This is a genomic window from Arthrobacter sp. Y3223166, assembly GCF_059090935.1.
In genome coordinates this window covers 1-17045 of the sequence record NZ_JBNHGE010000056.1, presented here as the reverse complement: position 1 = coordinate 17045, position 17045 = coordinate 1, and the positions used below count along the sequence as shown (strand labels likewise).

The following is a 17045-nucleotide window of genomic DNA, read 5'->3' as shown; positions in this document are numbered from 1 at the left end:
CGAACGCAGGCGGCCCGGAAACGGCACCGCTGGCTCAGCGGGGCGGCAGTGTTCCGGCCGGCCGTCCCGGCCAGGCCGTGCCCGGAGACGCGGGCCTGGAAAAGCCCGAACAGGGCGAGCGGTCACCGGGCCGCCGTTCCCTGATGGAACGCCCGAAGCTGGGCCTGCGCGCCGCCGCCGCTGCGGGAGCGGCCGTGGTGCTGGCCTCCGGCGCCGTGCTTCCCGCCCACGCCGCCTCTCCGGCCGCCCCGTCCCAGGGTGCAGGGGAAGCCGCCGGCCACCCGGTGGTGCTGGAGGGCCAACTGACCCGGATCATGGACTCGGTGGCGAAGGCGGTCTCCGACGCAGACTCGGCGCGGGATTCCGGCAAGCTGAAGCCGCGGGTCGCCGGTGCCGCCCTGACCGTCCGCGAGGCCAACTACAAGGTTCGGGCCGAAAACGGCGAGGCTGCGGCTCCCGTCCCGGTGGCTGCCGGGCCGATCCTGACCTCGATGGTCAGCACGAGTGCCGACTGGCCGCGGACGGTCGTGACGGTCACGGAGGGCGAGGACAATCCGGTGCCGCAGGTGATCGTGCTGGTGCAGCAGGATCCGCGCTCGAACTACCGGATGGTGGGCGCGCTCCAGATGCTGCCGGGCACCACGTTCCCGCAGGTCTCCACCGAGAGCGGCGGGACGCCGGCCGTGGCGCCGGACGCCGGGGAAGGCCTGCTGTACGCGCCGCAGGCGGCGGTGAAAATGGTCGCGGAGAACCTCGACGACGGCAAGCACAAGGACGCGATCGGTAAGAACACCTTCTCCGAGCAGATCCAGGCGTTCCAAAAAGACCAGGTGAAATCCAACAAGAACGCCGACATCTCCTTCAGCCGCAGCGTCGACGACGGCTCGCTGCGGGCGCTCCGCACCGCAGACGGCGGCGCTGTGGTGTTCGGCCACATGGAGTCGGTGATGAGCAGCGTGCCGGCCGAGGCCGGCGCCACCGTGGAACTCTCGCCCGAGTTCGCGGCGCTGGCAGGGGATGACTCCACCACCGAAGGCGTGGACGTGACCTACGGCGAGTCAGTCTTCCTGTACGTGCCGCCGGCCGGTTCCGACGACCGGCTCACCCTGGTGGGCGTCGCCCAGGGCCTGGTGGACGCCGAACTGAAGTAGCCCCGGCCGGCCGGGCCGCGACGCCGGCCCGGTCGGGCAAAATTCCGGGCGCCGACCGAGACGTATTAGTGTGATGTCATGACCACTCCAACTCCAGGACAGGGCCCCGCGCCGTCTTCCGTCAGCCTCCGCGGCGCCGTCGACCTGTCCGCGCTGAAAAAGCCGCAGCCGCCGGCGGGAGGCACTCCGGCCGCCGGCGCGCCGGCAGCGGGTGAAGGCGAAGCTCCGGGCTACATCGTCGAGGTCAACGAGCAGAGCTTCCAGCCGCTCGTCCAGCTGTCCGCACAGGTCCCCGTGATCGTGGAACTGACCGCGTCATGGAGCGACCTGGCGCAGCAGCTGGCCTCCGCCATGGCGGAGGTGGCGAACGAGTTCGCCGGCCGCTTTGTGCTCGCCCGGGTCGACGTCGATGCCAGTCCCGGCATCGCCCAGGCCTTCCAGCTGCAGAGCGTGCCGGCCGCCGTGGCGCTCCTGAAGGGGCAGCCGATCCCGCTGTTCCAAGGGGCGGCGACGGCCGACGAGCTGCGGCAGTTCGTCAACGAGCTGCTCAAGGTGGCACAGGCCAACGGCGTCACCGGCACCGCGCCCGGAGCGGGCGATGCCCCGGCCGAGGAAGAGAAGCCGCTGCCGCCGCTGCACCAGGAAGCGTTCGAGGCCATCGAGGCCGGGGACTTTGATCGCGCCGCCGCGGCATACCGGAAGGCGCTGGCCGAGCAGCCGGCGGACGACGAGGCGCGCACCGGCCTGTACCAGGTCCAGCTGCTGCAGCGGCTGCAGGGGGCCGATGCGGCCGGGCTGCGGGCCGCTGCGGCCGACCGGCCCGACGACCTGCAGGCCCAGCTGGCCGTTGCCGACCTGGACGTCTCGGGCGGCCATGTCGAGGACGCCTTCGCCCGCTTGGTGGGTTTCATCAGCCGCCACGCCGGGGATGAACGGGAGGCCGCCCGGGCCCGCCTCGTGGAACTGTTCGACGTGGTGGGCAGCACCGACCCGCGGGTGTCCAAGGCACGCCAGGCTCTGGCCAGGGCGCTCTTCTAAATGGCGCAGGCTGTAGCCGGCGGCCTGTTCGAGCCGCTGAAACTGCGCGGTCTGCAGCTCCTGCACCGCGGCTGGGTGGCGCCGATGTGCCAGTACTCGGTGCGGCGGGAGGACGCGCCCGGGACGCCGAACGACTGGCACCTGATGCATCTGGGCCAGTTCGCCGCCGGAGGGGCTGCGCTGATCCTCACCGAGGCGACAGCGGTTGACGCGGCCGGCCGGATCAGTCCCGAGGACACCGGCATCTGGACCGACGACCAGGCCCAGGCGTGGGGCAGGATCACGGAGTTCGTGCACCGCTATGGCTCGGCGGACACCAAAATCGGGATCCAGTTGGCCCATGCCGGGCGCAAGGCGTCGACCTACGCGCCCTTCGCCCCGAAGTCCGGCTCGGTGCCGCCCGCCGAGGGGGGCTGGCGGACCGTAGGCCCGACGGCTGCCGCCTTTGGCCGCTACGCGGCGCCGGACGCCCTGGACGAGGCCGGCATCCGGCGGGTCATCGCGGACTTCCGCGACGCGGCGGCACGTGCCGTCTGGGCCGGCTTCGACACCGTGGAGATCCACGGCGCCCACGGCTACCTGCTGCACCAGTTCCTCTCGCCGCTGGTCAATACCCGCACCGACGGCTGGGGCGGTACCGCGGCCGGGCGTGCCCGGCTGCTGCTGGAGGTGGTGGAGGCGGTCCGCGGCGTCATCCCGGACGCCATGCCGCTGCTGCTCCGCGTCTCCGCCTCCGACTGGTCGGACGGCGGGCTGGAACCGGAGGCCGTGGCCGACGTGGTGGAACAGGCCGCCGCCCGCGGCGTGGACCTGGTGGACGTCTCGAGCGGCGGCGCGGTGCACGGGGCGAAGATCCCGCTGCGGCCGGGATACCAGGTGCCCTTCGCGGCCGCCATCCGGCGCCAGGCCGGCATCCCGACCGGTGCCGTCGGACTCATCACCACGGCCGCGCAGGCCGACTCGATCATCAGGGAAGGCTCGGCGGACGCGGTACTGCTCGCCCGGGCGGCGCTGCGGGACCCGCACTGGTGGCAGCGCGCCGCCGTCGAACTGGGCCACGAACTGGCGTGGGCGCCGCAATACGAGCGTGCCGCGGTGGCGGAGAAATATTAGTCCTTGCGGATGACGTCCCGGTGAACCCCCGGTTGTTAGCGTGGACACATGACTTCGCACCCATCACACCCTCCGGTCCAGCAGCCGGACGAGCAGAACAGCAGCGCGGTACCGGTGCCGGGCGGCGCCGCCCCGCAGGGGTACCCGGCGCCCGGCCCTTCGGACGCTGCGCCGGCTGCCGCGCCCGCCCAGGCCCCCGTTCCCGTCCAGGCCCCCGTTCCCGCCCAGGCACCCGTTCCCGCCCTCGCGGTGCGCGGTCTGGCCAAGCGCTTCGGCGACAAGATCGCCGTCAACGGCATCAACCTGGACGTGCCCGCCGGGTCCTTCTACGGGCTGGTCGGGCCCAACGGTGCGGGCAAGACCACCTCGCTCTCCATGGCCACCGGGCTGCTGCGGCCGGATTACGGCCAGGTGTGGGTGCACGGCGTGGACGTCTGGGCCGAGCCGCTGACGGCCAAGCGCCTGATGGGCGTGTTGCCCGACGGCGTCCGGCTGTTCGACCGGCTGACCGGCGAACAGCTGGTCACCTACGCCGGGCTGCTGCGGGGCATGGACCGGGAGACCGTGGCCGCCCGCGTCCCGGACCTGCTGCGGGCCATGGACCTGACCAACGACGCCGGCACCCTGGTGGTGGACTATTCCGCCGGCATGACCAAGAAGATCGCCCTGGCCACCGCACTGATCCATGCGCCGAAGCTGTTGGTGCTGGATGAACCGTTCGAGGCGGTAGACCCGGTCTCCGCGGCGAACATCCGCGACATCCTCCACGACTACGTGGACTCCGGGGGCACGGTGATCGTCTCCAGCCACGTCATGGACCTGGTCCAGCGCATGTGCGACCACGTGGCCGTGATCGCCGGCGGCAACGTGCTGGCCGCCGGCACCGTGGACGAGGTCCGCGCCGGCGCGAGCCTCGAAGAGCGCTTCGTCCAGCTGGTCGGCGGACGGACCCAGGCGGAGGGGCTCGAGTGGTTGCGCACCTCGTAAGGCTGAAGCTGGCGCTGCTGCGCAACGGCTTCAAACGCAGCCCGTGGCAGCTGGTGGGGGTGATCCTCGGGGGCCTGTACGCGATCGGCATGCTGGCCCTGCTGATTTCCGGACTGTTCTTCCTCAGCTACACCGAGCCGGACATGGCCCGCATGGTGGTGGTGCTAGGCGGCTCCGCGGCCTTCCTGGGCTGGGCGCTGATCCCCATGATGGCCACCGGCGTGGACATGACGCTGGACCCGGCCCGGTTCGTGACCTACGCCGTGCCCATGCGCCAGCTGCTGCTCGGGCTCGCCATCGGCGGCCTGGTCGGCATCCCGGGCGTGGTGACGCTGGTCGCCGCGCTCGGGCACGCGGCCGCCTGGTGGCAGCACCCGGCCGCGCTCGTGGCCGCCGTCCTGTGCGCCCTGATCGCAACGCTGACGTGCGTGGTGCTCTCCCGCGTGACGACGTCGGCGTTCACGACGCTGGCCAGCTCGCGCCGGTTCAAGGACCTCAGCGGCGTCATCGGCATCATCCCGCTGGTGCTGCTGGGACCGATCATGGTCGGCATCGTGGAGGGGTTCCGCAGCTCGCAGGACTTCCTGCCGGCCCTGGCCGAGGGCCTGGCCTGGTCGCCGCTGGGAGCGGTCTGGGCCGTCCCCGGCGACCTGGCCCTGGGCCACTGGGGCCCGGCCGGCGCCCGGCTGCTCATCGCGGTGGCCTTCCTGGCCGTGCTGGCCTGGCTCTGGAAGCTCAGCCTGGCCCGTGCGCTGGTCACGCCGCCGTACAACGCCGTGTCCCGGAAGGCCGGCGGCAGGCTGGGCTGGTTCTCCCGGATGCCCGGAACCCCTGCCGGAGCCGTGGCGGCGCGTGCGCTCATCTACTGGTTCAAGGATCCCCGCTACGGGGCGTCGCTGGTCTCCATTCCGCTCATTCCGGTGGCGGTCTTCTTCGGACTCTCGCAGACCGGCGACTTCACCTTCATGCTGTGGCTGGGCCCGATGATCGCCTTCCTGCTGTCCTTCGGCATCTCCGCGGACATCGCCTACGACAACACGGCGTTCGCGCTGCACGTCACCACCGGCGTGAGCGGACGCGCCGACCGGATCGGCCGGGCCGCGGCCTGCGCGGTGATCGCGCTGCCGGCGACCGTCGTGCTGACCGTGCTGCCGTTCGTGTTCATCGGCGGGTGGCACCTGCTGCCGCCCGTTGCCGGGGTGGCCCTCGGCGTGCTGCTGACCGGCCTGGGCCTGTCCAGCGTGGTCTCGGCCCGTTACACCTACAACGTGCCGCTGCCGGGGGAGAGCCCGTTCAAGACCCCGCCCGGCTCGACCGCCCGGATGATGCTGGTCCAGCTGGGCGGGCTCGGCGTGCTGGTGCTGCTCTCGCTGCCGGAACTGGTGCTGGCGCTGATCGGTGTCTTCACCGGCGACGCGTTGTGGGGCTGGCTGGCGCTGGCGGTCGGCCTCGTGCTCGGCGCGGTCCTGCTGGTGGTCGGCATCGAGCTGGGCGGCCGCTGGTATGACCGCCGGACGCCGGAACTCCTCCAGGCCGTGGCCAAAAACAAATAGCGCGCCGGCACAGCTGCGGCGGCGGGCGACGACGACGGGGGAGCCGGGCTCCGCCGTCGTCGTTCCTGTTTCAGGGGTTAAGATGGGTGGCATGAGTCTTCCTCCGGATCCTTTCGAAAACGACCCCCGCGCGCCGCAGACCCCGGGCGGGTCCACCGCGACGATCGAGCGTGAAGAACTCCGCGAAGAGCTTGAGCCCGGCGACCGCGAACGCTTTGCGCACTACGTCCGCAAGGAAAAGATCATGGAGTCGGCGCTGTCCGGCGAACCGGTGATCGCCCTGTGCGGCAAGGTGTGGGTGCCCGGCCGCGACCCGAACAAGTTCCCGGTATGCCCGGACTGCAAGGCCATCTACGAGGGCCTGCGCCCCGGCGGCGACGATTCCGGCAAGAAGAAGTAGTAACCTTCCCCACCCCACGAGCGCGGGCGCGTCCGGTGCCCGCCGCGCTTCCCCCTGCCTGCCAAGAAAGTCAGCCCTGGTTTTTTGATGCCCGAATCCACCGCCATCCGCGCGCCCGGCGCCATGTCTGCTGCCTACCGGCCGCTGACCATCGGCCTGCTGACGGTGATCACGCTGGCGGCGTTCGAGGCCGTGGCGGTGGCGACGGCGATGCCGGTGGTGGCGGCCGACCTGGAGGGCAAGTCCGCCTACGGGCTGGCGTTCTCCATGTTCCTGACCGCTTCGCTGCTGGCCAGCGTGGTGGCCGGAGTCTGGTGCGACGCGAAGGGCCCGCGCCCGGCCCTCGCCGCGGGGCTGGTGCTGATGGTCGCCGGGCTGGTCCTGTCCGGGGTGGCCGGGGAGTTCTGGATCTTCACCGCGGGCCGCGCCGTGGCCGGGCTGGGCGGCGGGTTCGCAATCGTGGCCGTCTACGTGATCATCGGACAGGTCTATCCGCAGCGGCTGCAGCCGGTGGTCTTTGGCTGGCTGGCGGCGGCCTGGGTGGTGCCGTCGCTGGTGGGGCCGCTGGCCGCCGGCGTCGTCGCCCAGTACCTTTCCTGGCGCCTGGTGTTCTACGGCGTGGCGCCGATCTTCCTGCTGGCCGTGCTGGTCATCTGGCCGCAGACCGGCAGCGTGGGAGCCCCGGAGAACCCGACCACGGACAAGCGCGGCGGGCGCCTGCAGGCGATGCGGGGCCTGCTGCTGGCCGGCGGTGTGTTCCTGGCCCAGTGGGCCCTGTTCGAGGCGGTCGCCGGCGGGTCCGCCGGGAAGCTGGTGCTGATGTACGCGCTGGCGGCCGGCGGCGTGGTGCTGGCGCTGGCGGCGCTGCCCAAGCTGATGCCGCCGGGCACCTTGCGGCTGCGCCGCGGGCTGCCCAGCGTGATCGCCACCCGCGGACTGATCAACCTGGCGTTCTTCGGCGCCGAGGCGTTCATCCCGTTGATGCTGGTGGCGGCGCACGGCATCTCGCCGGCCACCGCGGGCCTGGCCCTGACGGCCGGCGCGGTTGGCTGGAGCATCGGCTCCTGGCTGCAGGCACGCGTCGAGACCGCCCGGCACCGGATGCTGGTGATCGGATCCGGCATCCTGGCCGCCTGCATGGGGCTGATGGCGCTGGTGTCCGCGCCGTCGGTGCCGCTCGCGGCGCTCATCGTCGTCTGGGCGCTGGCCGGGTTCTCGATGGGCATGGCCTTGTCCACCACGTCCGTGATGGTGCTGAAGCTGTCCGCCCCCCAGGAGCGCGGACGGAACTCCGCGTCGCTGCAGCTGGCCGACCAGCTGGGCGGCGTGGTGGGTACCGCCGGGGCGGGCGGATTGTTCGCGCTGCTGCGGGATCCGGACAACCCGGGCTCGGTGGGCGTCTACGTGGTCATTTGGCTGGTGCTGGCCGTGGTGGCGGCGGGCGGGATCGCCACCGGCTGGCGCAGCGGGGAACGGATTGGAAACGGACAGGAACAACGGGAGGAGGCCGGCACATGAGCAACGACACACTATTCGGCGCCGGACCGGTGCTGCCGCCGGCTTACCCGGAACGGGCCGCCTGGGGCACCGCCCCCAAACTGCGCCAATGGCAGGCCGAGGCCCTGCAGAAGTACTTCGAGATGGCCCCGCAGGATTTCCTGGCCGTGGCTACCCCCGGCGCGGGCAAGACGACCTTCGCGCTGCGCGTGGCCACCGAACTGGTGGACCGGGGGATCGTCAACCGGATCACCGTCGTCGCCCCCACCGACCACCTCAAGCGCCAGTGGGCGGACGCCGCGGCGCGCGTGGGGCTGGCGATCGATCCGAACTTCAAGAACTCGGACGGTTCGCACGGCCGCGATTTCATCGGCGTCGCCGTTACCTACGCGCAGGTGGCCATGAAGCCGCTGTTGCACCGGGCCAAGACCGAGGCCGCCAAGACGCTGGTGATCCTCGACGAGATCCACCACGGCGGCGACGCCCTCAGCTGGGGCGACGGCATCCGCGAGGCGTTCGAACCCGCCGCCCGGCGCCTGGCGCTGACCGGCACCCCGTTCCGCTCGGATACGGCGGCGATCCCGTTCGTGGAGTATGCCGAGGACAAGGACGGCATCCGCCGCTCGCGGGCGGACTACACCTACGGCTACGGCAGCGCCCTCCGCGACCACGTGGTGCGCCCGGTCATGTTCATGGCGTACTCCGGGCAGATGCGCTGGCGCACCAGTTCCGGGGACGAGTACGCCGCGTCGCTCGGCGAGGCCGCGGTCACCAAGGACATCACCGCGCAGGCCTGGCGCACGGCGCTGAACCCGCAGGGGCAATGGATCCCGTCGGTGCTTGCGGCCGCCGACAAGCGGCTGACCGAGGTCCGCCGGGCGGTGCCCGACGCCGGCGGGCTGGTGATCGCCACCGACCACGAGGACGCGCGGGCCTACGCCGGCCAGCTGAAGAAGATCACCGGGGAATCCGCCACCGTTATCCTCTCCGACGACGCCGGTGCCTCCGAAAAGATCGAGGCCTTTTCCGCCGGCGACAGCCGCTGGATGGTCGCCGTCCGCATGGTCTCCGAAGGCGTGGACGTGCCCCGCCTCTCGGTCGGGGTCTACGCCACCTCGACGGCCACCCCGCTGTTCTTCGCGCAGGCGGTGGGCCGCTTCGTGCGCGCCCGGAAGCGCGGCGAAACGGCGTCGGTGTTCCTTCCGTCGGTGCCGAACCTGATGGAATTGGCCAACCAGATGGAGCTGGAGCGCGACCACGCGCTGGACCGGCCGGACAAGGACAACGACGAGGGCTTCATACCCGAAGAGGCCCTGATGGAGCAGGCCAACCGGGAAGAGTCGGCCTCGGATGCGCTGACCAAGCAGAAGTTCGAAGCGCTGGACTCCCAGGCGTCCTTCGACCGCGTGCTGTTCGACGGCGCCGAGTTCGGCACCGGGGGAGAGCTCGGCAGCGAAGAGGAACTGGACTTCCTGGGCATTCCGGGGCTGCTGGACGCGGAGCAGGTGGGCATGCTGCTGCGCCAGCGCCAGCAGGAACAGCAGTCGCGCAAACGCAAGCGTTCGGGCGGGGCCGCGGATCCCGAGCCGGCCCCGGCCGTGGTTGACCACCGGCAGCTGACCGAACTCCGCAACCAGCTGGCCAAGAACGTGTCCGCCTGGTCGGCGCGCTCCGGCATGCCGCACGGCGTGGTCCACTCCGAGCTGCGCCGGGTCTGCGGCGGCCCGCCGGTGGCCCAGGCCAACGAGGAGCAGCTGAACCGGCGCCTGAAGAAGCTCCAGGACTGGTTCATTGGCCGGAAGTAGCCGGCGGCCGGCCGGCTACTCGATGACGTCGATGCCGTAGTCGCTGAATTCGGCCAACGTCTTCTCGACGCGCCCGGCGTTGATTCCCGACGACAGCGCCAGGTTCACGGCGGTGGCGTAGCCGGCCTGGGCGGCGTCGAGGGCGGTCTGGCGGACGCAGTAGTCGGTCGCCAGCCCGGCCACCACCACCTCGTCCACCCCGTGCTCCTGCAGCCAGTCGTCCAGGCTGGGCATCTCGACCAGCTCTTCCTCCTCGTCGCCCTCGCGCTCCCCGGTGGCCACCTCGTCCGCCGGTGCCAGCAGTCCGTCGAAGCCGGAGTAGCCGGCGTCGTACTGGCCCTTGCGGAAGTAGGCGTCGATCCGGTCGGTGTCCAGGTCGGGATGCAGGTCCGCCCCGCGGGTACCGGCGACGCAGTGCCGCGGCCAGCTGTCCACGAAGTCCGGCTCGTCGGAGAAGTGGCTGCCCGGATCCACGTGCCAGTCCTGGGTCGCGACCACGACGTCGTATTCGTCCGGCCGGGTCTCCAAATGTTCGCTGATGTCGGCGGCAGTTTTCGCTCCGCCGTCGACGGCCAGGGCGCCTCCCTCGCAGAAGTCGTTCTGGACGTCGACGATGATCAGTGCGCGTGTCATGGCTGCTCCTCGAATTCGGTGGGAATGGCGGCCTCGCCGCGCTGCAGCCGGTTCACGGCGCCGGGCAGCTCGGCCATGGAAGCGGTGTGGCGTTCGGCGGCGCGGCGGACGCCCTCGGCGCCGGTCCAGCCGTCCGCCAGCTTGCCGTTCGTGACGAACTGCTGCAGCAGCGGGCGGTCGTTGCCGTCGTCGAAGGGCGGGTGGCCGATGCCGACCACCTCGGCCGTGGCCGACCCGTGCTCGTCCAGCCGGCGCAGCGCGTATTTGCGTCCGCCGACGGAAATCTTGTTCTTCGACGCCTTCGCCACCGACACCTGCTCGCCGTTGCTGCCCTCGCGGCTGACCAGTTTGTAGACCATGCTCGCGGTCGGGGCGCCGGATCCGGTGACCAGCGCGGTGCCGACGCCGTAGGAATCCACCGGAGCCGAGGCGAGGGCCGCGATCGCGTATTCGTCCAGGTCCGAGGTGACGGTGATGCGGGTGTGGTGGTTGCCCAGGTCGTCCAGCAGCTGGCGCACCCACTGGGCCTGGGCGATCAGGTCGCCTGAATCCAGCCGCACGCCGCCCAGCTCCGGACCCGCCAGGTCCACGGCCGTCCGGACGGCGGTTTCGACGTCGTACGTGTCCGCCAGCAGGGTGGTACCCACGCCCAGCGAGGCCAGCTGCGCCTCGAAGGCCTGCTGCTCGGTGTCGTGCAGCAGGGTGAAGGAATGGGCGGCGGTGCCCACCGTCTTGACGCCGTACCGGTAGCCGGCTTCCAGGTTGGAGGTGCTGGAGAAGCCGCCGATCACCGCGGCCCGGGCGGCAGCCACCGCCGACTCCTCGTGCGTGCGGCGGGACCCCATCTCGATGCATGGCCGGCTGCCGGCGGCCCCGGTCATCCGCGAGGCGGCCGAGGCGATGGCGCTGTCGTGGTTCAGCACGGACAGGATGAAGGTCTCCAGCACGCAGGCCTCGGCGAAGCTCGACTCCACCACCAGGATCGGCGAATACGGGAAGTAGGCCTCGCCCTCGGCATAGCCGTAGATGTCGCCGGAGAAACGGAAATCGGCCAGCCAGTCGATGGTGCGCGCGTCGACCACGCCGGTGCGGGCCAGGAAGTCCAGCTGGTGCTCGGAGAACGTGAAGTGTTCCAGGCCTTCCAGGATCCGGCCGGTTCCGGCCACCACGCCGTACCGGCGGCCTTCCGGCAGCCGGCGGGCGAACGCCTCGAAGACCGAACGCCGGTGCGCCGCGCCGGAGTGCAGGGCGGCCTGGAGCATGGTCAGCTCGTAATGGTCGGTGTACAGGGAGGTGCTGGGGTGCGCCCAGCCGGCTGCGATGTTCACATCCCCGACTCTAATCCTGTTTCGCCCTCCGGGCAGTTCCGTGCCGCCGTCGCCCTCCGGGCAGTTCCGTGCCGCCGTCGCCGTCCGCGGAGTTCCGTGCCGCCGTCGGGCCGGAAGGGCGCGCCCTGCCTACAATGGAAGCCATGACCGTGAGCATCCTTCCCTCCTGCACAACCGTGCTGGACTCGGATATCGAGACGTCCCGCCGCGCGGAATCCGCCGAACTTACGGCCAAGGACACCCCGTGGGTGGTGATCGTGTGGAACGATCCGGTCAACCTGATGAGCTACGTCAGCTATGTCTTCCAAAGCTACTTCGGCTATTCGGAAACCAAGGCCCGCAAGCTGATGCTCGAGGTGCACCAGCAGGGGAAGTCGGTGGTGGCCACGGGCAGCCGCGAGCAGGCCGAGCGGGACACCGTGGCGATGCATTCGTTCGGCCTGTGGGCCACGTACCAGAAGGCGGACCAGGCGTAGATGGCCAAGGCATTCAAGCACACGCGCAAGGGAATCACCGGGTTCCTGGAACCCGCCGAGCGGGACCTGATCCGGAAGCTGTTCGCGGACGTCGTCGCCATGCTGGAAGTCGATCGGCAGGACGAGGATCCGCTCGCGGCGATCGTCGGCCTGGACATGGATGCCGCCAAGCCCCGGGACCCCGCGCTGCTCCGGTTGCTGCCGGATGCTGTGGAGCACGACGACGGCGAGGCCCTGGAGTTCCGCAAGCTCACCGAACGCTCGCTGCGGGAGGACAAGCTCGGGGCGCTGCGCGCCAGCGCGCTGCTGCTCGAACAGACGCCGCTGCACCTGACCGACGAGCAGGCCCGGCTGTTCGCCCGGGCCGTGAACGACGTCCGTCTGGTGCTGGCCGAGCGGCTGGAGCTGCGCACCGACGAGGACGCCCAGGCCCTGCATGAGATCGACGACTGGTCCCAGGCCGAGGACCTCGAGACCTATCTGGCGCTGGTCTACAACTTCATGACGTGGCTTCAGGAGACCCTGATGCAGGCGTTGCTGGACGGGCTGGACCACCCGTCGGGCCGGCACCGCTGAGCCGCGCCCCCCGCGCGCCCCTAGACACGTGAACCCGTGGCCCCGAAATCGCGGGGCCACGCCCTGCGGCGGCCCGGCCACGGCCGCCGGAGATGGGCCGCAACCTTTCCGGGTCCGCGCCCAGGCGGCGCCCCGGTCGGGAGGCGGCGTCGGTGGGGAAACACTGTGAGATGGCTTACAGAAGCCGCGCAGAAGTTCGCTCAACCGGCCGCCAACGTCTTATCCTCTAGTGAACATGAGCCCGGAAAGGCAGTGAAACTGAAGATGTTGATCCAACCTGCAGCTCCGATCGGCATCTTTGATTCCGGGGTGGGCGGGCTGACCGTGGCCCGCGCAGTGATAGACCAGCTGCCCAACGAATCCATCTTGTATGTTGGCGACACCGCAAACGGTCCCTACGGGCCGCTGCCGATCGCCGAGGTGCGCGCGAACGCGCTGGGCGTGATGGATGAACTCGTGGACGCCGGCGTGAAGCTCCTCGTGATCGCCTGCAACTCCGCCTCCGCCGCCGTCCTGCGCGACGCCCGGGAGCGCTACACGGCCCGCTACGGCATCCCGGTGATCGAGGTGATCCAGCCAGCCGTCCGCCGCGCGGTCGCCTCCACGCGGAGCGGCAGGATCGGCGTGATCGGCACCTCGGCCACCGTCGGTTCCCGCGCCTACGAGGACACCTTCGCCGCCGCGCCGCACCTCGACGTCACCTCCGTGGCCTGCCCCCGGTTCGTGGAATACGTGGAGGCCGGCGTGACGGCCGGCCAGGAGCTGCTGTCCACCGCCGAGGAGTACCTGGAGCCGCTCAAACGTGCCGACGTGGACACGCTGGTGCTCGGCTGCACGCACTATCCGCTGCTGACCGGCGTGATCTCCTACGTCATGGGCGACGGCGTGACGCTGGTTTCCAGCGCGGAAGAGACCGCCAAGGACGTTTACCGGTCTTTGGTGTCCCACGATCTGCTGCGTCCGGAAGGGACGCCGGGCCGGCACCACTTCATTGCCACGGGCGACGCAGCATCCTTCGAGGTGCTGGCGCGCCGGTTCCTGGGGCCGGAAGTGATCGCCGTGGAGCATGTGGAGCACGTGGCGGCGCAGTATCCCACCGGGAGCATGGCCAGGATCACCCCGGAGATGGTTGCCGCCGCGCGCGCCGGGGCGCAGGCGGGCCCGAAGGTTTCGCCGTTCGCCGGTGCATCGGGGCAGTACAACCCGGGGGAGCGGGCATGAACCTGACCATCATCGGCTGCAGCGGCTCGTTTCCCGGACCGCAGTCACCGGCGTCGTGCTATTTGGTCAGCGCCCACGACGGCGAGCGGACCTGGCGCATCCTGCTCGACCTGGGCAACGGCGCCCTGGGCACCGCCCAGCGCTACATGGCGTTGGAGGATATCGACGCCGTCTTCCTGAGCCACCTGCACCCGGACCATTGCATGGACCTGTGCGGCCTGCATGTGGCGGTGCGCTGGAATCCCGACGGCTGGACCAAGGGCCGCATCCCCGTGTGGGGGCCGGCCGCCACGGCGGACCGCATGGCCACCGCCTACGGGCTGGAATTGGATCCGGGCATGAAAGAGGAGTTCGACTTCCACGTTTGGGCGGAACGGGAACCGGTGAAGCTGGGCCCGTTCACCATCACGCCGTATCCGGTGCGCCACCCCGTCGATGAGGCCTACGCGATCCGGGTCGAGGCTACGGAGCCCACGTCCGAGGGGCCGGTCACGCGGGTGCTGGCCTACTCCGGTGACACCGACAGCTGTCCCGCACTGGTCGAAGCGGCGTTCGGCGCGGACATGTTCCTGTGCGAGGCGGCCTTCCACGAGGGACGCGACGACGCCGTCGACGGCGTGCACCTCACCGGAAAGCGGGCTGGTGCCGCTGCCACCGAGGCGCAGGTCCGGCGGCTGCTGCTGACCCACCTGCCCGTCTGGAACGACTCCGTGCGTACCGTCGAGGAGGCCCGCGAAACCTACGTCGGCGATCTCGCGGTCGCGGTAGCCGGCGTCAGCTACGTCGTTTAAGCGGCAGCGGAGCGGTGGCGGCGACGCCTTCCGGGCGGCTCTTGGACGGAGTCGGGCGCCGGCGTCTAGGCGGCCACGGCCCGGTGGCGGCTACGTCTTCCGGGCTGCGGCGGCTGCGAGCTCCGGCCCCCGAGCGACCGCGGCCGCTGCGAGCCGATAGGGTGGACTCATGATTGATGTTGATCCAGGTTCCGCCATGCCCGCTGCCGCCGCCCGCGCCGACGGCCGGACGCCCGAGCAGTTGCGTCCGATCAGCATCACTCGCGGCTGGTCCAACCAGGCTGAAGGATCGGCGCTGATCGAGTTCGGCAACACCCGCGTGCTTTGCACCGCATCGGTGACCGCGGGCGTGCCCCGCTGGCTGAAGGGCGAAGGACGCGGCTGGGTGACGGCTGAATACGCGATGCTTCCCCGTGCCACCAACACCCGTTCCGACCGCGAATCCGTCAAAGGCAAGATCGGCGGCCGCACGCACGAGATTTCCCGGCTGATCGGTCGCTCGCTCCGCTCGGTCATCGACACCAAGGCGCTGGGGGAGAACACCATCGTCTTGGACTGCGACGTGCTCCAGGCCGACGGCGGCACGCGCACGGCGGCCATCACCGGCGCTTTCGTGGCCCTTGCCGACGCCTTGCACTGGGCTAAAGAACAGAAGCTGATCGCCCGTTCGGCCCGCCCGCTCACCGATACCGTCGCGGCCGTGAGCGTCGGCATTATCGACGGCGTGCCGATGCTGGACCTGCCCTACGTCGAAGACGTGCGCGCCGAAACGGACATGAACGTGGTGGTCACCGGATCCGGCCAGTTCGTGGAAGTCCAGGGCACCGCCGAGGGCGCGCCGTTCGACCGCGCGGAACTCGACGCGCTGCTGGACCTGGCTCTTGCCGGCACCGCCCAGTTGGCCCAGATCCAGCGGGACACGCTGGCGGAGACGCTGGGCGAAGTCATCCGTGGCTGACACCGCGGCCGCAGGCGCCGAGCCCGGCGGAGCGCCGGACGCCGGGCAGGAAATCAAGCCCCGGCTGGTCTTGGCCACCCGCAACCAGGGAAAGCTGCGTGAATTGCGTGACCTGCTGCGCGGCCAGATACCGGGGCTGGACGTGGACACCCAGGTGATCGACGCTGCCACGGCAGGGGTCCCGGACGTTGCCGAAACCGGTCTCACCTTCGCGGAGAACTCCCTGTTGAAGGCACGCGCCGTCGCCGAAGCCACCGGACTGGTGGCGGTGGCCGACGACTCGGGCCTGGCGGTTGACGTACTCGGCGGGGCGCCCGGCATCTTCTCGGCCCGCTGGGCCGGAAAACACGGCGACGACGAAGCGAACCTGCGCCTGCTGTTGAACCAGCTGTCCGACATCGCGCCCGAGCACCGCGGGGCCGCGTTCGTCTGCGCAGCAAGCGTCGTGTCGGCGCGTCTCGAAGCCGTCGAGGAGGGCCGTCTGGCGGGCACCCTGCTGGCCGAACCGCGCGGCTCCGGCGGATTTGGCTACGACCCCATCCTGCAGCCGGCGGGGATGGACCGCAGTTGCGCCGAACTGCGGCCGGAGGAAAAGAACGCCATCAGCCACCGCGGCCAGGCGTTCCGCGCGCTGCTGCCTCACATAGTGGCGGCACTCGGCTAGGAACCGGAGAGGCCGTGCCGCAGTGCAGACGGGGACCCGCTGCAGCCGGGGACCCGCCGCAGCCGGGGACCCGCCGCAGCGGAGGGGCCACTGTCGGCGGCTTGCGGCGCCCCCACACCTGCGGCCTGACCGCTTTCTGCTGAGGATTCCTGCATCCTCCGGAACTGTCAGTGGCGGCCGATAGCCTGTTTTCAGTAGCAGTTGAGCACCATCGTTGGCCGCCGGGTTGTGGGTTTGCCGGCGGCGTCTGCGGATCCGTGCAAGGTTCGTGACCGTTCGTAGTCGAGGCCATGCAGTACGCATGCTGAAGATTGAGACGCTGAGATGTTTGATCCGGCCGTACCCGAACCTCCCGCCGCAGCAGCGCTTGCGCCCAGATCGTCTGCCGCAGCGCCTAGTGCCGCAGCCACCCCTGCCGCAGCCCCGGGCGCCCCAGCATCTCCCGCCGCTGGATCACGCGCCGCAGCATCGCCTGGTGCAGGACCACCTGCCGCAGCCCCGTCTGTCACAACCCCGGCCGCCCCGGTATCACCTGCAGGCAGCGGTTCGAGGCGGGAGCCCGGACCGGCCTCGGTACCGCTGGATTCTGCCGCTGTTCGGGCTGCGGCCGTTGCCCTCGAGGGCATCGACGTGGGTGCGTCGGAGCGGGAACTGGTGGAGGAGCTTACGGCGTTGGAGGGTTTGAAGGCTGCCGCCGCGGCCGCGCAGGCCCGGGTGCAGGTCGCGCTGGAGGAATCGGTGCGTGCCCGCCGTGCCAGCGCCGGGATCCCGAAAGACCGGCAGGGCGCCGGGGTGGCCGCCCAGATCGGGTTGGCCCGGCGCGAGTCCCCGCACCGTGCCGCGGTCCTGCTGAA

The 17045-nt window shown here is 70.7% G+C and carries 16 protein-coding genes and 1 pseudogene; 15 read left to right on the top strand and 2 right to left on the bottom strand.

Annotated elements, in window-relative coordinates; genetic code table 11:
* From AC5RUH_RS15645 to AC5RUH_RS15610, 8 genes are all read left to right on the top strand, one after another.
* A partial coding sequence (locus AC5RUH_RS15645; protein ID WP_494129031.1) for a DUF8094 domain-containing protein occupies positions 1-1151 on the top strand: 1151 nt, incomplete at its 5' end.
* A 78-nt stretch (positions 1152-1229) separates the two neighbouring features.
* A complete protein-coding gene (locus tag AC5RUH_RS15640; protein ID WP_494012419.1) occupies positions 1230-2189 on the top strand; it encodes a tetratricopeptide repeat protein in 960 nt (319 codons plus the stop codon).
* Positions 2190-3302: an NADH:flavin oxidoreductase/NADH oxidase gene (locus tag AC5RUH_RS15635; RefSeq protein ID WP_494129030.1), complete on the top strand. Its 1113-nt coding sequence runs from the start codon at positions 2190-2192 to the stop codon at positions 3300-3302.
* Between the two features lie 48 nt (positions 3303-3350).
* On the top strand, positions 3351-4289 hold the full coding sequence (locus AC5RUH_RS15630) for an ABC transporter ATP-binding protein (RefSeq protein WP_494129029.1): 939 nt from the start codon (positions 3351-3353) through the stop codon (positions 4287-4289).
* Positions 4271-5842, top strand: a complete 1572-nt coding sequence (locus AC5RUH_RS15625) for a transporter (protein WP_494129028.1) — start codon at positions 4271-4273, stop codon at positions 5840-5842. Before AC5RUH_RS15630 ends, AC5RUH_RS15625 begins: the two co-directional genes overlap by 19 nt.
* A gap of 91 nt (positions 5843-5933) precedes the next feature.
* Complete coding sequence (locus AC5RUH_RS15620) at positions 5934-6242, top strand: DUF3039 domain-containing protein (protein WP_493979734.1); 309 nt, start codon at positions 5934-5936, stop codon at positions 6240-6242.
* Between the two features lie 87 nt (positions 6243-6329).
* Positions 6330-7760 (top strand): MFS transporter, encoded by a 1431-nt coding sequence (locus AC5RUH_RS15615; RefSeq protein ID WP_494129027.1) that lies wholly within the window; start codon positions 6330-6332, stop codon positions 7758-7760.
* On the top strand, positions 7757-9544 hold the full coding sequence (locus AC5RUH_RS15610) for a DEAD/DEAH box helicase (protein WP_494000106.1): 1788 nt from the start codon (positions 7757-7759) through the stop codon (positions 9542-9544). Before AC5RUH_RS15615 ends, AC5RUH_RS15610 begins: the two co-directional genes overlap by 4 nt.
* A gap of 15 nt (positions 9545-9559) precedes the next feature.
* Here the strand turns inward: AC5RUH_RS15610 and AC5RUH_RS15605 are convergent, their stop codons facing one another.
* The gene (locus tag AC5RUH_RS15605) at positions 9560-10177 is read right to left on the bottom strand and encodes an isochorismatase family protein (RefSeq protein ID WP_494129026.1); all 618 of its coding nucleotides are present in this window, start codon (positions 10175-10177) and stop codon (positions 9560-9562) included.
* Positions 10174-11505, bottom strand: coding sequence for a nicotinate phosphoribosyltransferase (locus AC5RUH_RS15600; protein ID WP_494000104.1), 1332 nt, complete (start codon positions 11503-11505; stop codon positions 10174-10176). Before AC5RUH_RS15600 ends, AC5RUH_RS15605 begins: the two co-directional genes overlap by 4 nt.
* A gap of 143 nt (positions 11506-11648) precedes the next feature.
* Between AC5RUH_RS15600 and clpS the strand changes: the two genes are divergently transcribed.
* The 7 genes and pseudogenes from clpS to AC5RUH_RS15565 all read left to right on the top strand — a co-directional run.
* The gene (gene clpS, locus AC5RUH_RS15595; RefSeq protein WP_493979739.1) at positions 11649-11981 is read left to right on the top strand and encodes an ATP-dependent Clp protease adapter ClpS; all 333 of its coding nucleotides are present in this window, start codon (positions 11649-11651) and stop codon (positions 11979-11981) included.
* Complete coding sequence (locus AC5RUH_RS15590) at positions 11982-12557, top strand: DUF2017 domain-containing protein (RefSeq protein ID WP_494025640.1); 576 nt, start codon at positions 11982-11984, stop codon at positions 12555-12557.
* 264 nt (positions 12558-12821) lie between these two features.
* Positions 12822-13778: a glutamate racemase gene (gene murI / locus AC5RUH_RS15585; RefSeq protein ID WP_494001275.1), complete on the top strand. Its 957-nt coding sequence runs from the start codon at positions 12822-12824 to the stop codon at positions 13776-13778.
* Complete coding sequence (locus tag AC5RUH_RS15580; protein ID WP_494000101.1) at positions 13775-14569, top strand: MBL fold metallo-hydrolase; 795 nt, start codon at positions 13775-13777, stop codon at positions 14567-14569. The genes murI and AC5RUH_RS15580 overlap by 4 nt, the downstream gene beginning before the upstream one ends.
* A gap of 169 nt (positions 14570-14738) precedes the next feature.
* Entirely contained in the window at positions 14739-15527 is a 789-nt protein-coding gene (gene rph / locus AC5RUH_RS15575) for a ribonuclease PH (protein ID WP_493979743.1), read from the top strand.
* A gap of 52 nt (positions 15528-15579) precedes the next feature.
* Positions 15580-16191 (top strand): RdgB/HAM1 family non-canonical purine NTP pyrophosphatase, encoded by a 612-nt coding sequence (rdgB, locus tag AC5RUH_RS15570; RefSeq protein ID WP_494073882.1) that lies wholly within the window; start codon positions 15580-15582, stop codon positions 16189-16191.
* Between the two features lie 630 nt (positions 16192-16821).
* A pseudogene (locus AC5RUH_RS15565) lies at positions 16822-17045 on the top strand (HNH endonuclease); the annotation flags it as partial.